General features: G+C 55.4%; 15 protein-coding genes and 1 pseudogene. 6 read left to right on the forward strand and 10 right to left on the reverse strand.

What is annotated here, in order from left to right; translation table 11 throughout:
* The first annotated feature begins 135 nt into the window (after positions 1-135).
* The gene (locus tag KGP25_RS08015; RefSeq protein ID WP_014169403.1) at positions 136-687 is read left to right on the forward strand and encodes a YcbK family protein; all 552 of its coding nucleotides are present in this window, start codon (positions 136-138) and stop codon (positions 685-687) included.
* A gap of 20 nt (positions 688-707) precedes the next feature.
* Positions 708-1,355, forward strand: coding sequence for an MBL fold metallo-hydrolase (locus KGP25_RS08020; RefSeq protein ID WP_223540225.1), 648 nt, complete (start codon positions 708-710; stop codon positions 1,353-1,355).
* 47 nt (positions 1,356-1,402) lie between these two features.
* Here KGP25_RS08020 and aspC read toward each other — a convergent pair whose 3' ends face one another.
* The 4 genes and pseudogenes from aspC to pncB form a co-directional block, all read right to left on the reverse strand.
* Positions 1,403-2,593: an aspartate transaminase gene (gene aspC / locus KGP25_RS08025; RefSeq protein WP_045908377.1), complete on the reverse strand. Its 1,191-nt coding sequence runs from the start codon at positions 2,591-2,593 to the stop codon at positions 1,403-1,405.
* A 184-nt stretch (positions 2,594-2,777) separates the two neighbouring features.
* Positions 2,778-3,836, reverse strand: a pseudogene (gene ompF, locus KGP25_RS08030) (porin OmpF).
* 606 nt (positions 3,837-4,442) lie between these two features.
* Positions 4,443-5,843 (reverse strand): asparagine--tRNA ligase, encoded by a 1,401-nt coding sequence (gene asnS, locus KGP25_RS08035; protein WP_023615887.1) that lies wholly within the window; start codon positions 5,841-5,843, stop codon positions 4,443-4,445.
* 166 nt (positions 5,844-6,009) lie between these two features.
* Positions 6,010-7,212 (reverse strand): nicotinate phosphoribosyltransferase, encoded by a 1,203-nt coding sequence (gene pncB / locus KGP25_RS08040; protein ID WP_223540226.1) that lies wholly within the window; start codon positions 7,210-7,212, stop codon positions 6,010-6,012.
* A 254-nt stretch (positions 7,213-7,466) separates the two neighbouring features.
* Here pncB and pepN point away from each other — a divergent pair, with 254 nt between their 5' ends.
* Positions 7,467-10,079, forward strand: coding sequence for an aminopeptidase N (pepN, locus tag KGP25_RS08045; protein WP_196346079.1), 2,613 nt, complete (start codon positions 7,467-7,469; stop codon positions 10,077-10,079).
* 105 nt (positions 10,080-10,184) lie between these two features.
* On the opposite strand, the gene ssuB is transcribed toward pepN, so the two are convergent.
* From ssuB to ssuE, 5 genes are read right to left on the reverse strand one after another with little or no spacing between them, the layout of a single operon-like run.
* Positions 10,185-10,955, reverse strand: coding sequence for an aliphatic sulfonates ABC transporter ATP-binding protein (gene ssuB, locus KGP25_RS08050; protein WP_196346080.1), 771 nt, complete (start codon positions 10,953-10,955; stop codon positions 10,185-10,187).
* Positions 10,952-11,743, reverse strand: coding sequence for an aliphatic sulfonate ABC transporter permease SsuC (gene ssuC, locus KGP25_RS08055; protein WP_223540227.1), 792 nt, complete (start codon positions 11,741-11,743; stop codon positions 10,952-10,954). Before ssuC ends, ssuB begins: the two co-directional genes overlap by 4 nt.
* A 9-nt stretch (positions 11,744-11,752) precedes the next feature.
* Positions 11,753-12,898: an FMNH2-dependent alkanesulfonate monooxygenase gene (gene ssuD / locus KGP25_RS08060; protein ID WP_045908372.1), complete on the reverse strand. Its 1,146-nt coding sequence runs from the start codon at positions 12,896-12,898 to the stop codon at positions 11,753-11,755.
* Positions 12,895-13,857 carry a sulfonate ABC transporter substrate-binding protein gene (locus KGP25_RS08065; protein ID WP_126534797.1) on the reverse strand — a complete coding sequence of 321 codons (963 nt, stop codon included), beginning with the start codon at positions 13,855-13,857 and terminating at the stop codon, positions 12,895-12,897. Before KGP25_RS08065 ends, ssuD begins: the two co-directional genes overlap by 4 nt.
* Complete coding sequence (gene ssuE / locus KGP25_RS08070; protein WP_223540228.1) at positions 13,850-14,425, reverse strand: NADPH-dependent FMN reductase; 576 nt, start codon at positions 14,423-14,425, stop codon at positions 13,850-13,852. The genes KGP25_RS08065 and ssuE overlap by 8 nt, the downstream gene beginning before the upstream one ends.
* Before the next feature lie 248 nt (positions 14,426-14,673).
* Between ssuE and pyrD the strand changes: the two genes are divergently transcribed.
* Both pyrD and zapC read left to right on the forward strand, forming a co-directional pair.
* Positions 14,674-15,684 carry a quinone-dependent dihydroorotate dehydrogenase gene (pyrD, locus tag KGP25_RS08075; protein ID WP_126534796.1) on the forward strand — a complete coding sequence of 337 codons (1,011 nt, stop codon included), beginning with the start codon at positions 14,674-14,676 and terminating at the stop codon, positions 15,682-15,684.
* 166 nt (positions 15,685-15,850) lie between these two features.
* On the forward strand, positions 15,851-16,393 hold the full coding sequence (gene zapC, locus KGP25_RS08080; protein ID WP_032651189.1) for a cell division protein ZapC: 543 nt from the start codon (positions 15,851-15,853) through the stop codon (positions 16,391-16,393).
* Here zapC and KGP25_RS08085 read toward each other — a convergent pair.
* Positions 16,390-17,499, reverse strand: a complete 1,110-nt coding sequence (locus tag KGP25_RS08085) for a YcbX family protein (protein ID WP_223540229.1) — start codon at positions 17,497-17,499, stop codon at positions 16,390-16,392. The two genes, zapC and KGP25_RS08085, sit on opposite strands and share 4 nt — an antisense overlap.
* Positions 17,500-17,597: 98 nt before the next feature.
* On the opposite strand from KGP25_RS08085, the gene rlmKL reads away from it, so the two are divergent.
* Positions 17,598-19,706, forward strand: coding sequence for a bifunctional 23S rRNA (guanine(2069)-N(7))-methyltransferase RlmK/23S rRNA (guanine(2445)-N(2))-methyltransferase RlmL (rlmKL, locus tag KGP25_RS08090; protein WP_021240859.1), 2,109 nt, complete (start codon positions 17,598-17,600; stop codon positions 19,704-19,706).
* Positions 19,707-19,716 lie beyond the last annotated feature (10 nt).

Genomic DNA, 19,716 nt, shown 5'->3' on the forward strand with positions numbered 1-19,716 from the left:
TGAATAAGGGGCTATATCGCTGCAAGCCGCGTATTCACTGGGGTTGGGCGCCTTGACGTACCCGGTTTTGCCAGTTAAGGTGCCCTTCGTGCGCTAAGCATATTACGATTTCTTTTACCTGTAGACCTGATTATCATGGACAAATTTGACGCTAATCGCCGCAAACTGCTGGCGTTAGGTGGTGTTGCGCTTGGCGCAGCGGCCATCTTGCCGACGCCAGCATTTGCCACCCTCTCGACACCTCGTCCGCGAGTTTTAACGCTCAACAATCTTCATACCGGTGAGTCGTTAAAAGCGGAGTTCTTCGATGGCAGAGGCTATATTCAGGATGAATTAGCAAGACTTAACCATTTTTTCCGTGATTTCCGCGCGAATAAAATTAAAGCCATCGACCCAGGACTGTTTGATCAGCTTTTCCGCCTTCAGGGCCTGCTGGGTACCAGCAAGCCGGTGCAGCTTATTTCTGGTTATCGCTCGGTTGATACCAATAATGAACTGCGCGCCCACAGTCGCGGGGTAGCGAAAAAAAGCTATCACACGAAGGGCCAGGCAATGGATTTCCATATTGAGGGCGTTTCGTTAGCCAATATTCGCAAAGCTGCGTTATCTATGCGCGCAGGTGGTGTAGGATATTACCCCAGCAGCAACTTTGTGCATATTGATACCGGTCCGGTTCGGCACTGGTAATAACGAAACACAGGAGCAGTATGAACTATCGTATTATTCCGGTTACCGCGTTCTCCCAGAATTGTTCACTCATCTGGTGCGAACAAACTAAACTGGCCGCGCTTGTCGATCCCGGCGGTGACGCTGAGAAGATCAAGCAGGAAGTCGCCGACAGCGGCGTGACGCTCATGCAGATTTTACTGACGCATGGTCATCTCGACCATGTGGGCGCAGCGGCTGAACTGGCTGAACACTACGGCGTGCCGATTGTCGGTCCGGAAAAAGAAGATGAGTTCTGGCTGCAGGGGTTACCTGCCCAAAGCCGCATGTTTGGCCTTGATGAGTGTCAGCCTCTGACGCCCGATCGCTGGCTGGATGAAGGAGAGCGCGTTAGCATAGGGAATGTGACTTTACAGGTGTTGCATTGTCCTGGGCATACGCCAGGCCATATCGTCTTCTTTGATGACCAGTCCCGTCTGCTGATCTCCGGCGATGTGATTTTCAAAGGTGGCCTAGGACGCAGCGATTTTCCGCGCGGCGATCACGGACAGCTGATTCAGTCGATTAAACAGAAGTTATTGCCGCTGGGTGATGATGTGACGTTTATCCCTGGGCACGGTCCGATGTCGACGCTGGGCTATGAACGGCTCCATAATCCGTTCCTTCAGGATGAAATGCCTGTCTGGTAACCCGCATAAAAAAGCCTGCATAATGCAGGCTTTTTTATAGGCGCAAATTACAGTACGGCGACAATCGCTTCGCACAGCGGCGCCATGTTGTCAGGCGTCATGCCTGCAACGTTCACGCGGCCAGACGCCACGGCGTACACGCCGAACTCTTCACGCAGACGCAGAACCTGCTCTTTGGTCAGGCCGCTGAAAGAGAACATGCCGTTCTGTTTGATGATAAAGCTGAAGTCGCGGTCCGCGCCTTTCTCCGCCAGGGTGTTCACAAACAGCAGGCGCATGCGCTGAATACGCTGACGCATATCGTTCAGCTCTTGTTCCCAGATAGCGCGCAGCGCATCGTTGCTCAGGATAGTCGCAACAACAGATGCACCGTGTGCCGGTGGGTTAGAGTAGTTAGCGCGGATAACGGATTTCATCTGACTGAACGCGCGATCGACGGTCTCATCGTTAGCCGCAACAAGCGTACAGGCACCTACACGCTCATTGTACAGACCAAAGTTCTTGGAATAGGAACTGGCAACGATCAGCTCCTGATGCACGGCGGCGAACGCGCGCAGGCCTTCAGCATCTTCTTCCAGACCACGGGCGAAGCCCTGGTAGGCAAAGTCAAACAGCGGCAGCCAGCCTTTCTCTACAGACAGCTTCGCCAGGTGTTCCCACTGCTCAAGCGTTGGATCGATACCGGTTGGGTTGTGGCAGCAGCCGTGGAACAGCACCACGTCACCCGCTTGCGCTTCGTTCAGGCTTGCCAGCAGGCCGTCAAAGTCCAGAGAGTGGTTTGCTGCGTCGTAGTAGGCGTATTCACGCACTTCCAGACCCGCAGAGTTAAACACGCTCTTGTGGTTCGGCCAGCTTGGATTGCTTACCCAGACACGCTTCACAGAGGTGTTTTTCGCAAGGAAATCCGCCGCCACGCGCAGCGCGCCGGTACCGCCCGGGGTCTGAGCTGTACGGGCACGTTTGTCACTCACAATTGCGCTGCCTTTACCGAACAGCAGCTCCTGGGTGCAGCGACCAAATTCAGGGATACCATCAATACCGAGGTAGTTTTTGGTGGTTTCGTTTTCCAGCAGATACTGCTCAGCTTTCTTAACGCTGGTCAGTACCGGAGTTTTGCCGGTTTCATCTTTATATACACCAATACCCAGGTTGATTTTGCCAGGGCGGTCGTCGGCACGAAACAGATCGGCCAGGCCCAGAATCGGGTCGGCAGGAGCGGCGGTAATGTTCTCAAACATGACGAAGTTCCATTGTGATTACAGAAGTGAAATCCGCTATCAGGTTAACGGTAGATTTACAAAATGCCAACCGTTTGCGACGAAAAGCGTGCGGCTTTTCAAAAGTCGCCATTATTTTCTGTCACGCATAAAAAAACAGGGCCGTAGCCCTGTTCATTAAGCATATAACAAAGTGGTGTACTGATTAGAACTGGTAAACGAGACCCAGTGCTACGATGTCATCGTTGCTGAGACCCAGTTTGTTGTCATCTTTCAGCTGGTTGATCTGGTAGTCAACATAGGTGGACATGTTTTTGTTGAAGTAGTAAGTCGCGCCAATGTCGATGTAGTTGATGAAATCTTCATCACCAATGCCTTCAACGTCTTTCGCTTTAGATTTGTAGTAAGCGATGGATGGACGCAGACCGAAGTCGAACTGATACTGAGCGACAACAGAGAAGTCCTGAGATTTGTTAGCGAAACCGCTGCTGCCCAAACGTGCGGCGTTGTGCATTTCGCCGTACAGCGCTGCCAGATAAATGTTGTTTGCGTCATACTTCAGGCCAGTTGCCCACTGCTCAGCTTTATCGCCTTTACCCCAGGCCAGAGTCTGCTGGTTGTTGGTACGGTCAGCTGCGCCGTACGCACCTACAACGCCAAAGCCTTCGAAATCATAGCTGACTGAAGTTGCCCAGCCGTCACCGTTAGAACGTACTGCATCAGCACGGTCATTTTTGCCCAGGTACTGAACGCCAAAGTTCAGACCGTCAACCAGGCCGAAGAAGCCGCTGTTACGGTAAGTCGCCAGACCACCATTACGGCTGGAGAAGAAGTTATCGCTCTTGCCAGTGTCGCCACCGAACTCTGGCAGCATATCGGTGATGCCGATTGCATCATACACCAGGCCATAGTTACGACCGTAGTCGAAGGAGCCTGCATCACCGAATTTCAGACCTGCGAACGCCAGACGGGTTTTGTTACCGGTCTGAGCATCGGCGCCTTCAGAGTTGTTACCCTGGAAGTTGTATTCCCACTGGCCATAACCGGTCAGCTAGTCGTTAATTTTTGTTTCGCCTTTGAAGCCCAGACGAGCATAGGTCTGGTCGCCATCGTTGCTGTCATCATCAGAGAAGTAATGCAGACCAACTGCTTTCCCGTAAAGATCCAGTTTATTAGCGTCTTTGTTATAAATTTCTGCAGCGTTCGCTGCACCGGCTACCAGCAGGGCAGGGATTACCACTGCCAGAATATTGCGCTTCATCATTATTTATTACCCTCATTGGTTTTTTTATGACACTCGCCACTGCCGTCAATAAATTCTGTCAATAAATATTTCCGGAACTATTGATGAGAGTTTGGTGTCTTTATGTATCTGACAGGCATCTTTCCATTCGCCGAAGCGTTTCGCTAGCCTGAAAGTGCTACAATTCTCAAGATTAGGTAACCAAAAGAAAATATGTGTAACTAAATGTGTATTTTTGGGAACTTTGTGAACCACCTCAAACTTCAGAGCGTCCTGGCGAATTAAGCGACAGGACATATCCTATATATATGAATTCCTTATGATTAATTTGGATAAAGGCATTTCATATAAACAGACGCTAAACGACTCGTTTTTTCTTATGGCGCCGAAAAGCCTTCTGGATGGCTGTAAAGCTGGTTGAAATTTGTGCTATCGCTTGAGAATGTAATAATCGCAATAAGAATGGGGTTTATTTTTTGTGGCTGGATATTTCGTGGAAATAAAACGTAACAACCAGGGATTGTGACGGGGTGATGGTTTAAAGAAGCTGACTTTGCGCTGACGAAAACTGACAATGCAGAATAAAATAATGGCCAGCACAAGCTGGCCATTTTAGTCTTTTACCGATTAGAAGCTGGCGTTACGTGGTGTACGTGGGAACGGAATCACGTCACGAACGTTCTGCACACCGGTCACGTAGGCGATCAGACGCTCGAAGCCCAGACCAAAACCAGCGTGCGGTACGGTACCGTAACGACGCAGATCGCGGTACCAGCTGTAGTCCGCAGGGTTGAGACCCATCTCTTCCATACGCGCGTCCAGCACGTCAAGACGCTCTTCACGCTGTGAACCACCGATGATTTCACCGATGCCCGGCGCCAGGACGTCCATCGCCGCCACGGTTTTACCGTCTTCGTTAAGGCGCATATAGAAAGCCTTAATGTCTTTCGGGTAGTTTTTAACGACAACCGGCGCTTTGAAATGCTTTTCGGCCAGATAGCGCTCGTGCTCAGACGCCAGGTCTACGCCCCAGTAAACCGGGTTCTCGAACTTCTCACCGCATTTCTCGAGGATCGCCACCGCGTCGGTGTAGTCCACCTGCGCAAAATCGGCAGAGACGAAGCGCTCCAGACGGGCTACTGCGTCGCTGTCTACGCGCTCGGCGAAGAATTTCATGTCGTCCGGACGCTCTTCCAGCACCGCTTTGAAGACGTACTTCAGCATCGCTTCCGCCAGACCCGCAACATCGTCCAGGTTGGCGAACGCCACTTCAGGCTCCAGCATCCAGAATTCCGCCAGGTGACGGCTGGTGTTGGAGTTTTCGGCACGGAAGGTAGGGCCAAAGGTGTAGATTTTAGACAGCGCGCAGGCGTACGTTTCGCCGTTGAGCTGACCGGATACGGTCAGGAAGGCCTCTTTACCAAAGAAGTCTTTGTCATAGTCCACTTTACCTTCCGGGGTGCGCGGCAGGTTTTCGAGATCCAGCGTTGAGACGCGGAACATCTCACCGGCGCCTTCCGTATCGGACGCGGTGATCAGCGGGGTAGACACCCAGAAATAACCCTGCTCATCGAAGAAACGATGCAGCGCCTGCGCCAGCGTATGACGTACGCGAGCAACCGCACCAATCAGGTTGGTACGTGGACGCAGGTGCGCCACTTCACGCAGATACTCAATGCTGTGACGTTTAGCCGCCATCGGATAGGTATCCGGATCTTCAACCCAGCCGGTGACTTCAATGGCAGAAGCCTGAATTTCGAAACTCTGACCCTGACCCGGGGATGCCACGACCACGCCGGTGACAATAACGGAACAGCCCGTCGTCAGGTGCAGAACGTCATCATTGTAATTGGGCAGAGAATTATTAATGACGGCCTGTACAGGATCAAAGCAGGAACCGTCATAGACGGCAAGGAAGGAGATGCCAGCTTTAGAATCTCGGCGGGTACGCACCCATCCGCGCACGGTGACTTCCTGGTCAACGGCGACACGGCCCTGGAGTACGTCGGCTACAGGCACAACGCTCATAATATTCTCTCTGTTAATAGTCGGAAAAAATAAACACTTGTCCACCCTTATGGGGGGATATCTATGTTACCTGCCATCCGCTATCAGACAAGTAAATTTCGCAGTCAAAAGAGAAGAATTGAGAAATAAATAAGAAGAGGGGAGCCATGACGGCTCCCTTAAGCGCTTAACTGGCTTTTTTGATCTGGGGAAGATCGAAGGCTTTGCGCAATGCGCGGACAAACGCCTTGTCATGGCAGATGGTTTTGCCTGGGCTGTCGGAGAGTTTCGCCACCGGCTTGCCGTTACATTCCACCAGCTTTATCACGATATTCAGAGGTTTTACCTGAGGAATATCGCAGGTTAACCGGGTACCAATCCCAAAGCTCAGGTTCACTCTGGCGTTGAAATGGCGATAGAGTTCGACGGCTTTCGCCAGATCGAGGTTATCGGAGAAGACCAGCACCTTGCTCATCGGGTCAATGCCCAGTTTCTCGTAATGGGCAATGGCCTTCTCGCCCCACTCAATCGGATCCCCTGAATCGTGGCGTAGTCCCTGATAACGCTCCGCAAATTCAGGTCCAAAGTCGCGCAGGAAGGCATCCATCGTAATACAGTCGGTGAGGGCGATCCCGAGTTGATTCGGGTACTCCTCAAGCCATGCGGCCAGTGCCGCGCGCTGGCTGTTTGCCAGGTCAGGGCTGATCTGCTGATGCGCCTGGAACCACTCGTGTGCCTGGGTACCCATTGGCGTCAGGTTGAGGCGACGGGCCAGATCGTAGTTACTGGTGCCCACGAACCATGGCTCCTGTTGCAGACGTTTAACGATGGCCTCCTGAACGTCGCGCGAAAAACGGCGACGGGTGCCAAAGTCCATCAGACGGAAGCGGGACATGTCCAGCCCTGCGGTCAGCGTGGAGAAGTCAGCGAGCTTGTTTTCCAGCGAGGCGACCGCCTGCGCTACGCCCGTTTCCGGTGAGCGATAGCGGTGAGCCAGTTCGCTGATCATCGCCAGAAGCGGCACTTCCCACATGATCACTTCCCGCCACGGACCTTCAAGGCGAATATCCAGCTTGCCGTTATCGTTAACCACGGTGACCTGCTCCGGTCTATAGCGGAAATCGCGCAGCCAGTTCAGGTAGTCGGCTTTGAAGAAAGGCAGGCCAGAAAGCCACTGATATTCCTCGTCCTGCAGCGTCAGATGCTGCATAGCATTGACCTGTTCACGAATGGCGTCTGCGTAGATACCGAGCAAGTCGTCGCCACGGCAGCGGAATTCCGCCGCGACATGAACGTCATAGTAATGGTGGAAAACGGCTTGCTGCATATGCAGTTTATACGCGTCGGTATCCAGCAACGTATGCAGAACTGGAGAAGCGAATTGAGTCATAGGTGCGCAGTAGCATCCTCTCACAGGAGCGTTTAGTACAATAAACAACTCCGGAGTATACCTTGTTTAGTGATTTATTGAACCCCGATCACAACATAAGCGCGTTTTATGGTCGAGGGCATTTTGTGCCCCGTGTTATACAAATGTAGCAAAAAAAGGTGTTGACCCTGAAAAGATGAACATTCTGCATAGCGCGTTTTGCGCAACAGGAATATATTGAAACGTTACTCGACAAACGATGCATAAGGTTTTCTATGACACAACAGCCACAAGCCAAATACCGCCACGACTACCGTGCGCCGGATTATCTGATTAGCGAAATCGATCTGACTTTTGACCTGGATGCCACTAAAACCGTTGTCACGGCGGTGAGTCAGGTGACGCGCCACAGCGCAACTGCCGTGCCGCTGCGTCTGGATGGCGAAGACCTGACGCTGGTCTCCCTGCATATTAATGATGAAGCCTGGTCGGACTATAAAGAAGAAAACAACCAGCTGGTCATCGACAACCTGCCGGATCAGTTTACGCTGCGCATCGTGAATGAAATCAGCCCGGCCGCCAATACCGCGCTGGAAGGGCTGTACCAGTCTGGCGTGGCGCTGTGTACCCAGTGTGAAGCGGAAGGGTTCCGCCATATTACCTGGTATCTCGACCGTCCGGATGTCCTGGCGCGCTTCACCACCAAGATCATCGCCGATAAAACCCTGTATCCCTTCCTGCTCTCCAACGGCAACCGCGTAGGTGAAGGCGAGCTGGAGAATGGCCGTCACTGGGTTCAGTGGCAGGATCCCTTCCCGAAACCGTGCTACCTGTTTGCGCTGGTGGCGGGCGATTTCGACGTGCTGCGCGACACCTTCAAAACGCGCTCAGGCCGCGAGGTGGCGCTGGAGCTGTTTGTTGACCGTGGTAACCTGGACCGCGCGCCGTGGGCGATGACCTCGCTCATCAACTCCATGAAGTGGGACGAAGAGCGCTTCGGCCTCGAATATGACCTCGACATCTATATGATCGTCGCCGTTGATTTCTTCAACATGGGCGCAATGGAAAACAAAGGCCTGAACGTCTTTAACTCCAAATACGTGCTGGCGCGCACCGATACCGCCACCGATAAAGATTATCTCGATATCGAACGCGTCATCGGCCACGAATATTTCCACAACTGGACCGGTAACCGCGTCACCTGCCGCGACTGGTTCCAGCTGAGCCTGAAAGAGGGCCTGACCGTCTTCCGTGACCAGGAGTTCAGCTCCGATCTGGGGTCACGCGCGGTGAACCGCATCAACAACGTGCGTACCATGCGCGGCCTGCAGTTTGCGGAAGATGCCAGCCCAATGGCGCATCCGATCCGTCCGGATAAAGTCATCGAAATGAACAACTTCTACACCCTGACGGTGTATGAGAAAGGCGCTGAAATTATCCGCATGATCCACACTCTGCTGGGTGAAGAGAACTTCCAGAAAGGGATGCAGCTCTACTTCGAGCGTCATGACGGCAGCGCGGCCACCTGCGACGATTTTGTGCAGGCAATGGAAGATGCCTCTAATGTCGATCTTTCCCACTTCCGCCGCTGGTACAGCCAGGCCGGTACGCCGATTGTTACCGTCAAAGACGATTACAATCCAGAAACCGAGCAGTACACCCTGACCATCAGCCAGCGCACGCCGCCGACGGCAGAGCAGGAAGAGAAATACCCGCTGCATATTCCGTTCAGCATTGAGCTGTACGATAACGAAGGCAAAGTCATTCCACTGCAGAAGGGCGGTCACCCGGTACACCACGTGCTGAACGTGACCCAGGCCGAGCAGACCTTTATCTTCGATAACGTCTATTTCCAGCCGGTGCCTGCGCTGCTGTGTGAATTCTCCGCGCCGGTGAAGCTGGAGTACAAGTGGAGCGATCAGCAACTGACGTTCCTGATGCGTCACGCGCGTAACGACTTCTCCCGCTGGGATGCCGCACAAAGCCTGCTAGCGACCTACATCAAGCTCAACGTAAACCGTCATCAGCAGGGCCAGCCGCTGTCGCTGCCCGTTCACGTCGCTGACGCGTTCCGCGCGGTCCTGCTGGATGAGAAGATTGACCCGGCGCTCGCCGCTGAAATTCTGACTCTGCCATCAGCAACGGAAATCGCGGAGTTGTTCGAGATTATCGATCCGATCGCGATCGTGGCGGTGCGTGAAGCGCTGACCCGTACGCTGGCTGCTGAGCTGGCGGACGAGTTCCTCGCCATTTATAACGCCAACAAGCTTGACGCTTATCGCGTTGAGCACGCGGACATCGGTAAACGTTCTCTGCGCAACACCTGCCTGCGCTATCTGGCGTTTGGTGAAACCGAGCTGGCGAACACCCTGGTGAGCAAGCAGTATCACGAAGCGGATAACATGACCGACGCGCTGGCCGCGCTGGGCGCAAGCGTTGCCGCCGAACTGCCATGCCGCGATGCGCTGATGCAGGAGTACGACGACAAGTGGCATCAGGATGGCTTGGTGATGGACAAGTGGTTCATCCTGCAGGCGACCAGCCCGGCGGCCGATGCGCTCAGCAACGTGCGCAGCCTGCTGAAGCATCGCTCCTTTACCCTGAGCAACCCAAACCGCGTGCGTTCGCTGATTGGCGCGTTTGCCAGCAGCAACCCGGCCGCGTTCCACGCCGAAGACGGCAGCGGTTATCAGTTCATGGTGGAAATGCTGACCGAGCTGAACAGCCGTAACCCGCAGGTGGCGTCGCGTCTGATTGAGCCGCTGATTCGTCTGAAACGCTACGATGCGAAGCGTCAGGCGAAGATGCGTGCCGCGCTTGAGCAGCTGAAAGGGCTGGAAAACCTGTCTGGCGATCTGTACGAGAAGATTGCTAAAGCCTTAGCGTGATGTAGAAAAAAAGCCCGGTGGGCAGGTAAACGCAAAACGGCAACCTCGGTTGCCGTTTTTAGTGTTTTCTCCCTCTCCCCGTGGGAGAGGGCCGGAGTGAGGGGATCAGACATTAGCCTTAACTCGCCGCAACTCCGTTTCCCCCCGCTTCATCACCCGATCCAATACCTCAGCCTCCAGCTCCGCCAGTCTTGCCGAACCCACGCGACGAGGCCGCGGAAGATCCACCGTCAGATCCAGACCGATTTTCCCGTCCTCTATTAACAGCACCCGGTCGGCCATTGCGACGGCTTCACTCACGTCATGCGTCACCAGCAGTACCGTAAAGCCGTGCGCCTGCCAGAGGGATCCAATCAAATCCTGCATTTCGATTCGCGTCAGGGCGTCGAGCGCGCCCAGCGGTTCATCGAGCAACAGCAGGCCCGGACGGTGAATTAACGCCCGCGCCAGCGCCACGCGCTGCTTCTGTCCACCCGAAAGGGCAGCAGGCCACTCATCGGCTCGATTTTCCAGCCCAACGGCGGCCAGCGCCTGGCGGGCTTCATCCCGCCAGCTACCCTTAAGGCCGAGCCCGACATTGTCGATAACCGTTTTCCACGGCAGCAGCCGCGCGTCCTGGAACATCATGCGGGTATCGTCCTGGATATTCGCAAGCGGCGTTGTCCCTGCCAGAATGTCGCCACCATTGGGGGCTTCCAGTCCGGCCAGCAGCCGTAGCAGCGTACTCTTGCCGCCGCCGCTGCGCCCGACAACGGCCACAAACTGTCCGGCGGGAATATGCAGATCCAGCCCGTTAAGAATGGTGTTTTCGCCGTAGCGTTTGGTGACGCCGTTCAGCAGTAACGGGGTCCCCTGATTCAGTCGTGCCGTATTCATGCTTTCGCCTCCTGAAGGGTATAGGCCGGGTTCCAGCGCAGCCAGCTGCGCTCCAGCCACTGGGCGCTGACGTCAGCGAGTTTGCCGAGCAGGGCATAAATAATAATGGCAACCACCACCACGTCCGTTTGCAGGAATTCACGGGCGTTCATCGCCAGGTAGCCAATCCCGGAGTTAGCTGAGATGGTTTCCGCCACAATCAGCGTCAGCCACATCAGGCCGAGCGCAAAACGCACGCCGACCATAATGGAGGGCAGGGCACCCGGCAGAATCACATGAATAAAGAGGGAAAAACCCGATAAGCCATAGCTGCGCGCCATCTCCACCAGACCGCGATCGATATTGCGGATGCCGTGCCAGGTATTGATGTAAATCGGGAACAGCGTGCCCAGCGCCACAAGGAAGATCTTGGCACTCTCATCAATTCCAAACCACAAAATGACCAGCGGGATCAGCGCCAGATGCGGCACATTACGCAGCATCTGGATGGAGGTATCCAGCAGCCGTTCACCCCAGCGTGAAAGGCCGCTGATCAGGCCCAGGACCAGCCCGATGCTGCCGCCGATGGAAAACCCGATCACGGCGCGCCAGGAGCTGATCGCCAGGTGCTGCCACAGTTCTCCGCTAACGCTCAGCGACCAGAACGCTTCTACAACGCCCTCCGGAGAGGGCAGAATGCGGCTCGACAGCCAGCCGGTAGACGATGCAAGCTGCCAGAGCGCCACAATGCCGACGGGTAAAAACCACGGCGCGGCGCGCAGCAGCCATTTTTGTGAGGTGGCAGACATGGTCACTCCTTAGCTCTGTGCGGCTTTGCGTGGAATGAATTCGTTCGCCACGGCTTCGCCCTGAAGCTGGAGCCGCTGCGGCTGCGGCACCTCCGGAATGGCGACATCCAGGTGCGGGAACAGCAGTTCGCCCACCTTGTACGCCTCTTCCAGATGCGGATAACCGGAGAGAATAAAGCTGTCGATGCCCAGTTCGGCGTATTCATTGATACGCGCGGCCACGGTCGGGCCGTCGCCGACCAGTGCTGTGCCTGCACCGCCGCGCACCAGACCGACGCCCGCCCACAGGTTCGGGCTGATCTCCAGGTTCTCGCGCTTGCCGTTGTGCAGGGACGCCATCCGGTGCTGCCCGACGGAGTCGGTTTTGGCAAATGCGGCCTGGGCTCTGGCGATCGTTTCATCATCCAGATGGGAGATCAGGCGGTCCGCCGCCTGCCAGGCTTCTTCATTGGTCTCGCGCACAATCACATGCAGACGGATACCGAAGCGCACCTTGCGGCCATGGGCGGCCGCCTTCGCGCGAACCTGGGCAATTTTTTCTTTTACCAGTTCAGGCGGTTCGCCCCAGGTCAGATAGAGATCGACCTGCTCTGCGGCCAGATCCTGCGCCACATCCGACGACCCACCAAAATAGAGCGGCGGGCGCGGCTGCTGAACCGGTGGGAAGTAGAGCTTCGCGTCGCGAACGTGAATATGCTTGCCTTCAAAGGTAACGGTTTCCCCTTCCAGCAGGCGTCGCCAGACGCGGGTGAACTCGGCGGAGGCTTCGTAGCGTTCGGTATGGTCGAGGAACACGCCGTCGCCCGCCAGCTCCTGCGGATCGCTGCCCGTCACCAGGTTAAACAGGGCGCGGCCGTTGGACAGTCGGTCCAGCGTTGCCGCCTGACGTGCCGCCACGGTAGGGGAGACGACGCTCGGGCGTAACGCGACCAGGAACTTCAGACGCTGGGTGACTGGGATCATCGACGCGGCGACCAGCCACGCATCTTCACATGACCGTCCGGTCGGGATCAGCACCCCGGTGAAACCGATTCGGTCCGCCGCCTGTGCAATCTGCTGCAGGTAGCCATGGTCAACCGGGCGTGAACCCTCTTCTGTGCCAAGATAGTGTCCATCACCGTGGGTGGGTAAAAACCAGAAAAGATTCAGACTCATGATTTAGCTCCTTCTTTGCCTGCGGGTTGCCAGATGCGTTCGCGAATAGTGACCTGTTTTGGAACCAGGTGGTTTTGATAGAAGAGGTCGGCTGTTTGCTGCTGAAGCGCGGCGACGTGCGCGTCAACGGGCGTAATGGTGGTCGGCGGACGGTGGTTGAGATAGCTCGCGATCACCGGCTCAGGTAAGCCCATGGTTTTCGCCAGCAGGGCAATGCTCTCCTGACGCTGGCTCTGAGTCAGGGCATCGGCCTGGGTAAAGGTATCCAGCACGCCCTGAATAAATGCGCCGTTCTTTTCCGCATAAGGGCGCGCGGCCAGATAGAACGAGCCGGTTTGCTTCAGCGTGGTACCGTCTTTCAGCACGCGAACGCCGCCCTGCAGCAATGCGGCGGAGTAGTACGGATCCCAGATGGCCCAGGCATCAACGTTCTTCTGCTGGAACGCGGCGCGCGCGTCGGCAGGCGTCAGGTAAACGGGCTGAATGTCAGTGAACTTGAGCCCGGCCTCTTGCAGGGCACGCAGCAACAGGTTGTGTGAGCTGGAACCTTTCTGGAATGCGACCTTATGGCCTTTGAGATCGGCGACGGTTTTAATATCGCTGTTTTCAGGCACCAGGATCACCTCGGCCTTCGGCTTGGGCGGCTCAACGCCTACATAGACGAGGTCCGCTCCCGCTGCCTGGGCAAATATCGGTGGAATATCGCCCGTGCTGCCGAGATCGATACTGCCTACGTTAAGGGCCTCCAGCATCTGCGGGCCGGCAGGGAACTCCACCCAGGAGAATTTGGTGTCCGGGAAGCGCTTTTCCAGAAGCTGGTGGCTTTTTGCCAGCACCATGCTGACGCTGCCTTTCTGATAGCCGATACGTAAGCTTTCCGGAGCTGTTTCTGCGGCATGGGCCAGCGAGGTAAATGCCATCAAACCGGCCAGTCCGATGCGGGTTAAGGTTTTAAACATGGGCGACTCCTTGAGGCTGACCAAACGCCGGGGCCTGGATATCCCGGCGATGCAGGGCATGCCAGAAGGTTTCCAGAGCGTTATCGAGGCGGGTTTGCAGGTTGGGCGTAAAGTGGGGTTTATGCTGATAGTCGATAACCTGTGAGTCATCGGCGAAAACGCCGTGGAGGATCTCCTGCGCTTTCAGCGCGTTCAGCACCGGCTTCAGGGCATAATCCACGGCCAGTAAATGGGCAACCGTACCGCCCGTTGCCAGCGGCAGCACCACCTTCCCGTCCAGCGCGCGTTCCGGAAGCAGATCGAGCAGGGTTTTTAGCGCCCCGGAAAAAGAGGCTTTATAAATGGGCGTTGCCACGATCAGGCCGTCCGCGCCGTTAAGTTGCTCAATAAGAGTTTTCAGGGCTGGGCTGTCGAAACGGGCGTAGAGCAAATCTTCAGGTTCGAAGTTATGCAGGTTCCAGTGGCACACTTCCACATCCAGAGCATTCAGTTTTTCACGGGTATATTCCAGCAGGGCGCTGGAGCGCGACGGGAATCGTGGACTTCCGGCCAGGGTAATGACGCGCATACTTCCTCCTTATAACTAATTGTTTGCTTTTATCTAACATTCATAACAATTTTAAGGAGTGTGACACCGCGCGTTTATTCCACTAAATGATTTATCTGCAATTAAAATGCGAAAAAGTGCATAAGAAATAGACGGGAAGGTAAACGATTGCGTTTTACGCTGATTTTTTGCCGCAGGTCAATTCCCTTTCGCGCCGGGATCGCCCATAATCCCCTCCCGGTTTGCACACCGGGAATCCAGGAGAGTTCATGTACTACCCCTTCGTTCGTAAAGCCCTTTTCCAGCTCGACCCTGAGCGCGCTCATGAATTGACATTCCAGCAATTACGTCGTATTACCGGAACGCCTCTGGCCGCGCTGGTGCGCCAGCATGTGCCGGTAAAACCTGTGCAGTGCATGGGGCTGACCTTTAAAAATCCGCTGGGTCTGGCGGCCGGTCTGGACAAAAACGGCGAGTGCATTGATGCCCTGGGCGCGATGGGCTTTGGCTCCATTGAAATCGGCACCGTTACTCCGCGCCCGCAGCCGGGAAATGACAAGCCGCGCCTGTTCCGACTGGTGGAAGCCGAAGGGCTGATCAACCGCATGGGCTTCAATAACCACGGTGTTGATCATCTCGTTGAGAACGTTAAAAAAGCCCACTTTGACGGAATTCTGGGCATCAATATCGGCAAAAATAAAGACACGCCAGTCGAGCAGGGTAAAGATGACTATCTGATTTGTATGGAAAAAGTCTACGCCTATGCCGGTTATATTGCGGTGAATATTTCTTCCCCCAATACCCCGGGGCTGCGATCCTTACAATATGGTGAGGCGCTGGACGATCTTCTGAGTGCCATTAAAAATAAACAAAATGAACTCCAGTCGATCCACCATAAATATGTTCCGGTCGCGGTTAAGATCGCGCCGGATCTTTCTGCCGAAGAATTGATCCAGGTTGCCGACAGTTTAGTTCGTCATAATATTGATGGTGTAATTGCGACCAATACCACTCTCGATCGCTCCCTCGTGCAGGGAATGAAAAACTGTGACGAAGCGGGTGGGTTAAGCGGCCGTCCTGTGCAATTAAAAAGCACCGAAATTATTCGTGCTCTGTCTGCGGAATTAAATGGCCGTCTGCCGATTATTGGCGTCGGTGGCATTGACTCGGTGATTGCTGCGCGCGAGAAGATGGCAGCGGGTGCGTCACTGGTGCAAATCTATTCCGGCTTTATTTTTAAAGGGCCGCCGCTGATTAAAGAAATCGTTACGTATATCTGATCTTTTCTCCTAATCAGACAACCAGGGCTTTATTTCCAGCCCTGGTTGTTTTATATTCCGTCACTGTTGCTTATTTAGACATTATAGTCTTTTATTAATGGTGTTATAAACGAAGCGGCGATCAGGACATTTTTAGTACAGGACGTTTCGGGGACGGGAGAGAAACATGCGAATTAAACCTGACGATAACTGGCGCTGGTATTTTTGCGACGAGCATGACCGAATGATGCTCGACTTAGCCAATGGCATGTTGTTTCGCTCTCGTTTTGCCCGCCGAATGTTAACCCCGGACGCCTTTTCCCCGTCAGGCTTTTGCGTTGATGACGCTGCGCTGTATTTCTCCTTTGAGGAAAAATGTCGCGATCTGGTGCTCTCGAAAGAGCAGCGTGCCGAGCTGGTATTAAATGCGCTGGTGGCTATCCGTTTCCTGAAACCGCAAATGCCAAAGAGCTGGCATTTCCTGCCGCACGGCATGAACTGGACCCCAGCAACGGGTGATGCGGCCAGCGTCAATCTGAGCGATACCGCAGAAGAGGTGAGCCTGCTGGTGGTGGAGCCCGGCGAAAATGCCGCGCTCTGTTTGCTGGCCCAGCCCGGCGTGACGATTGCCGGGCGGACAATGCAGCTTGGGGATGCCATTAAGGTTATGAACGACAGGCTGAAGCCCCAGCTTCGCGTGGATGCCTTCAGCCTCGAGCAGGCGGTTTAAGCTTCCAGCTGTACGGACGTTTTCGGGACGCAGCTACAGCACATAATTGTGCCGTCATTTCCAATTGCCGATTTTTTCAACGCACTCACTTCGCCATCCACCAGCCTGATGCGGCAGCATCCGCAAATTCCTGCGCGACAGGAATAGGGGATGCGGATCCCTGCTTGTTCCAGCTGCTCAAGCAATACCTGCTGGTTATTACCCCGGATCACGTTGCCCTGCCAGTGAATCTCTACCGCAGCGGCGACGTTTGTCTCAACGTCGACAAACTCCTCTTCCTGACCCGAGCCGTACACCCTTGCTGGCCCACGGGCGAGCACTTCTACCTCATCACCGACGCGGATCGCCCCGCTGGAGCGCGGGATCAGGTTCTGGCCGAAATCGACATCACCGTTATCCTGCGCGGTGCGGAATGACTGCAGCGTCTTCAACGGTTCGCCGGAAGGGTGCTTCTGGCCTTTCTCCGGGCTGACCGTCGTGAAAATGCAGCGGCTGCACGGCTTCACCACGTCAAAAATGACGCTGCCAATGCGGATCACTTTCCAGGTATCTTCGTCCCAGGCCTCTGCACCCGTCACCACCAGGTTCGGACGGAACTGTTCCATCTGAACGCTGGTTTTGCAGCGGCCTTGTAAATCACGCAGCGAGGCTTCGTTGGTCAGCAGGAACGGGAAGCCATCGGCGAAGGAGAGAGGAACGGCGTCGTGGCGCTTCACGCGACGCGTCAGTTCAGGCCCAACCCAGCGCAGCTGCACGTCCCGGGAAAAGAAGCCGCTCAGCCAGCGGTTAATCTCATCCGGGGCGATGCGCGCGGTAAAATGGTTACCCCACACTTCCGTTGGCGCATCGACGGGCGCAAAATCAGCAAAGCGAATCACCGCGCTGGAACCGTCCGGCGCGGTAAGGTGCAAACCGTCGTGAAGCGGGGAAGGGGTAAAGCGAACCATCTGAGGGAACTGGCGTGCGGTAATGAACGTACCGTCAGGCTCGGTGACCATAAAAATACGATCGAAGGCAAATCCGCTCATGTCGGCCAGCGCGTGAGAGACGCCGATGCCGCGCATGGATTTCACCGGATGAATAAAAAGCCTGGATAACGTCGCCACTGCACACTCCCTCGAATGAAAATAAGCCTTCAACTTTATGACATACACGCCATATTAGCTATAATGCGCGACAATTTTCTAAGAGTAAAAGTGACGATATGAATTCTCTGTTTGCCAGTACGGCCCGTGGGCTGGAAGAGCTGTTAAAAACTGAACTGGAAAGCCTGGGCGCGCAAGAGTGCCAGGTGGTTCAGGGTGGTGTCCATTTTGAGGGCGACACGCGGCTTATTTACCAGAGCCTGATGTGGAGCCGCCTGGCGTCGCGCATCATGCTGCCGATGAAGGAGTGCAAGGTCTATAGCGACCTTGATCTCTATACCGGCGTACAGATGATCGACTGGACAGAGATCTTCACCCCGAATGCCACCTTTGCGGTGCATTTCAACGGCGTGAACGATGAGATCCGCAACAGCCAGTACGGTGCCCTGCGCGTAAAAGACGCCATTGTGGACTGCTTCACGCGTAAAAATAAGGAACGTCCCAACGTCGATCGTGAAAACCCCGATCTGCGTATTAACGTCTGGCTGAACGGCGACACGGCGAGTATCTCCCTCGATCTGAGCGGCGCGGGCCTGCACCTGCGCGGCTACCGCGATCGTACCGGTATGGCACCCATCAAAGAGACCCTGGCGGCCGCGATTGTGATGCGCTCCGGCTGGCAGCCGGGCACGCCGCTGCTCGACCCGATGTGTGGTTCCGGTACCCTGCTGATTGAAGCGGCCATGCTGGCCACCGACCGCGCGCCGGGACTGCACCGCGGCCAGTGGGGCTTCAAGGGCTGGGCGCAGCACGATGAAGCGCTCTGGAAAGAGGTCAAAGACGACGCGCAGACCCGCGCGCGGAAGGGGCTGGCGGAATATACCTCTCATTTCTACGGCTCCGATAGCGACCCTCGCGTCATTGAGCGTGCGCGCAGCAACGCCCGCCGTGCCGGTATCGGCGAGCTGGTCACCTTTGAAGTGAAAGACGTGGCGAACCTGACCAACCCGCTGCCAAAAGGCCCGTACGGTACCGTCATCAGCAACCCGCCATACGGCGAACGTCTCGATAGCGAACCGGCGCTGATTGCCCTGCACAGCCTGCTGGGCCGCAATATGAAGGACCACTTCGGCGGCTGGAACCTGTCTCTGTTCAGCGCCTCGCCGGAACTGCTGAGCTGCCTGCAGCTGCGCGCCGATCGCCAGTTTAAAGCGAAAAACGGCCCGCTGGACTGCGTGCAGAAAAACTACCATCTGGCGGAGAAGGCGGCCGACAGCAAGCCGTCCGGCGTGGCGGAAGATTACGCCAACCGCCTGCGCAAGAACCTGAAGAAATTTGAGAAGTGGGCGAAGCAGGAGGGCATTGAATGCTATCGCCTGTACGATGCCGACCTGCCGGAGTACAACGTGGCGGTTGACCGCTACGCGGACTGGGTGGTGATTCAGGAATATGCGCCGCCGAAAACTATTGATGCGCAAAAAGCGCGTCAGCGCATGCTGGACGTCATTGCCGCCACCATCGCCGTGCTGGGTATTGCGCCAAACAAGCTGGTGCTGAAAACGCGTGAACGTCAGAAAGGCAAAAATCAGTACCAGAAGATGGGCGAGAAGGGCGACTTTATCGAAGTGGGCGAATACAACGCGCGCCTGTGGGTCAACCTGACCGACTATCTGGATACCGGTCTGTTCCTCGACCACCGTATCGCCCGACGCATGCTGGGCCAGATGAGTAAAGGCAAGGACTTCCTGAATCTCTTCTCCTATACCGGCAGCGCCAGCGTGCATGCCGGTCTGGGCGGCGCGCGCAGCACCACCACGGTGGATATGTCCCGTACCTATCTGGAGTGGGCGGAGCGCAACCTGCGTCTTAACGGCTTAACCGGACGTCAGCATCGCCTGATGCAGGCTGACGTGCTGGGCTGGCTGCGTGACACCGACGAGCAGTTTGACCTGATCTTTATCGATCCGCCGACCTTCTCCAACTCCAAGCGTATGGAAGATAGCTTTGATGTACAACGCGATCACCTGCGCTTGATGACCGACCTGAAGCGCCTGCTGCGCAAAGGCGGCACCATTATGTTCTCGAACAACAAACGCGGCTTCCGTATGGATCATGACGGCTTAGCAGCCCTGGGACTGAAAGCACAAGAAATCAGCCAAAAAACGCTGTCTCAGGACTTTGCCCGTAACCGTCAAATCCATAACTGCTGGTTGATTACCGCGGTCTGAAAGGAAAAAT

It is taken from the genome of Enterobacter sp. JBIWA003 (assembly GCF_019968825.1).
Classification (GTDB): domain Bacteria; phylum Pseudomonadota; class Gammaproteobacteria; order Enterobacterales; family Enterobacteriaceae; genus Enterobacter; species Enterobacter quasiroggenkampii.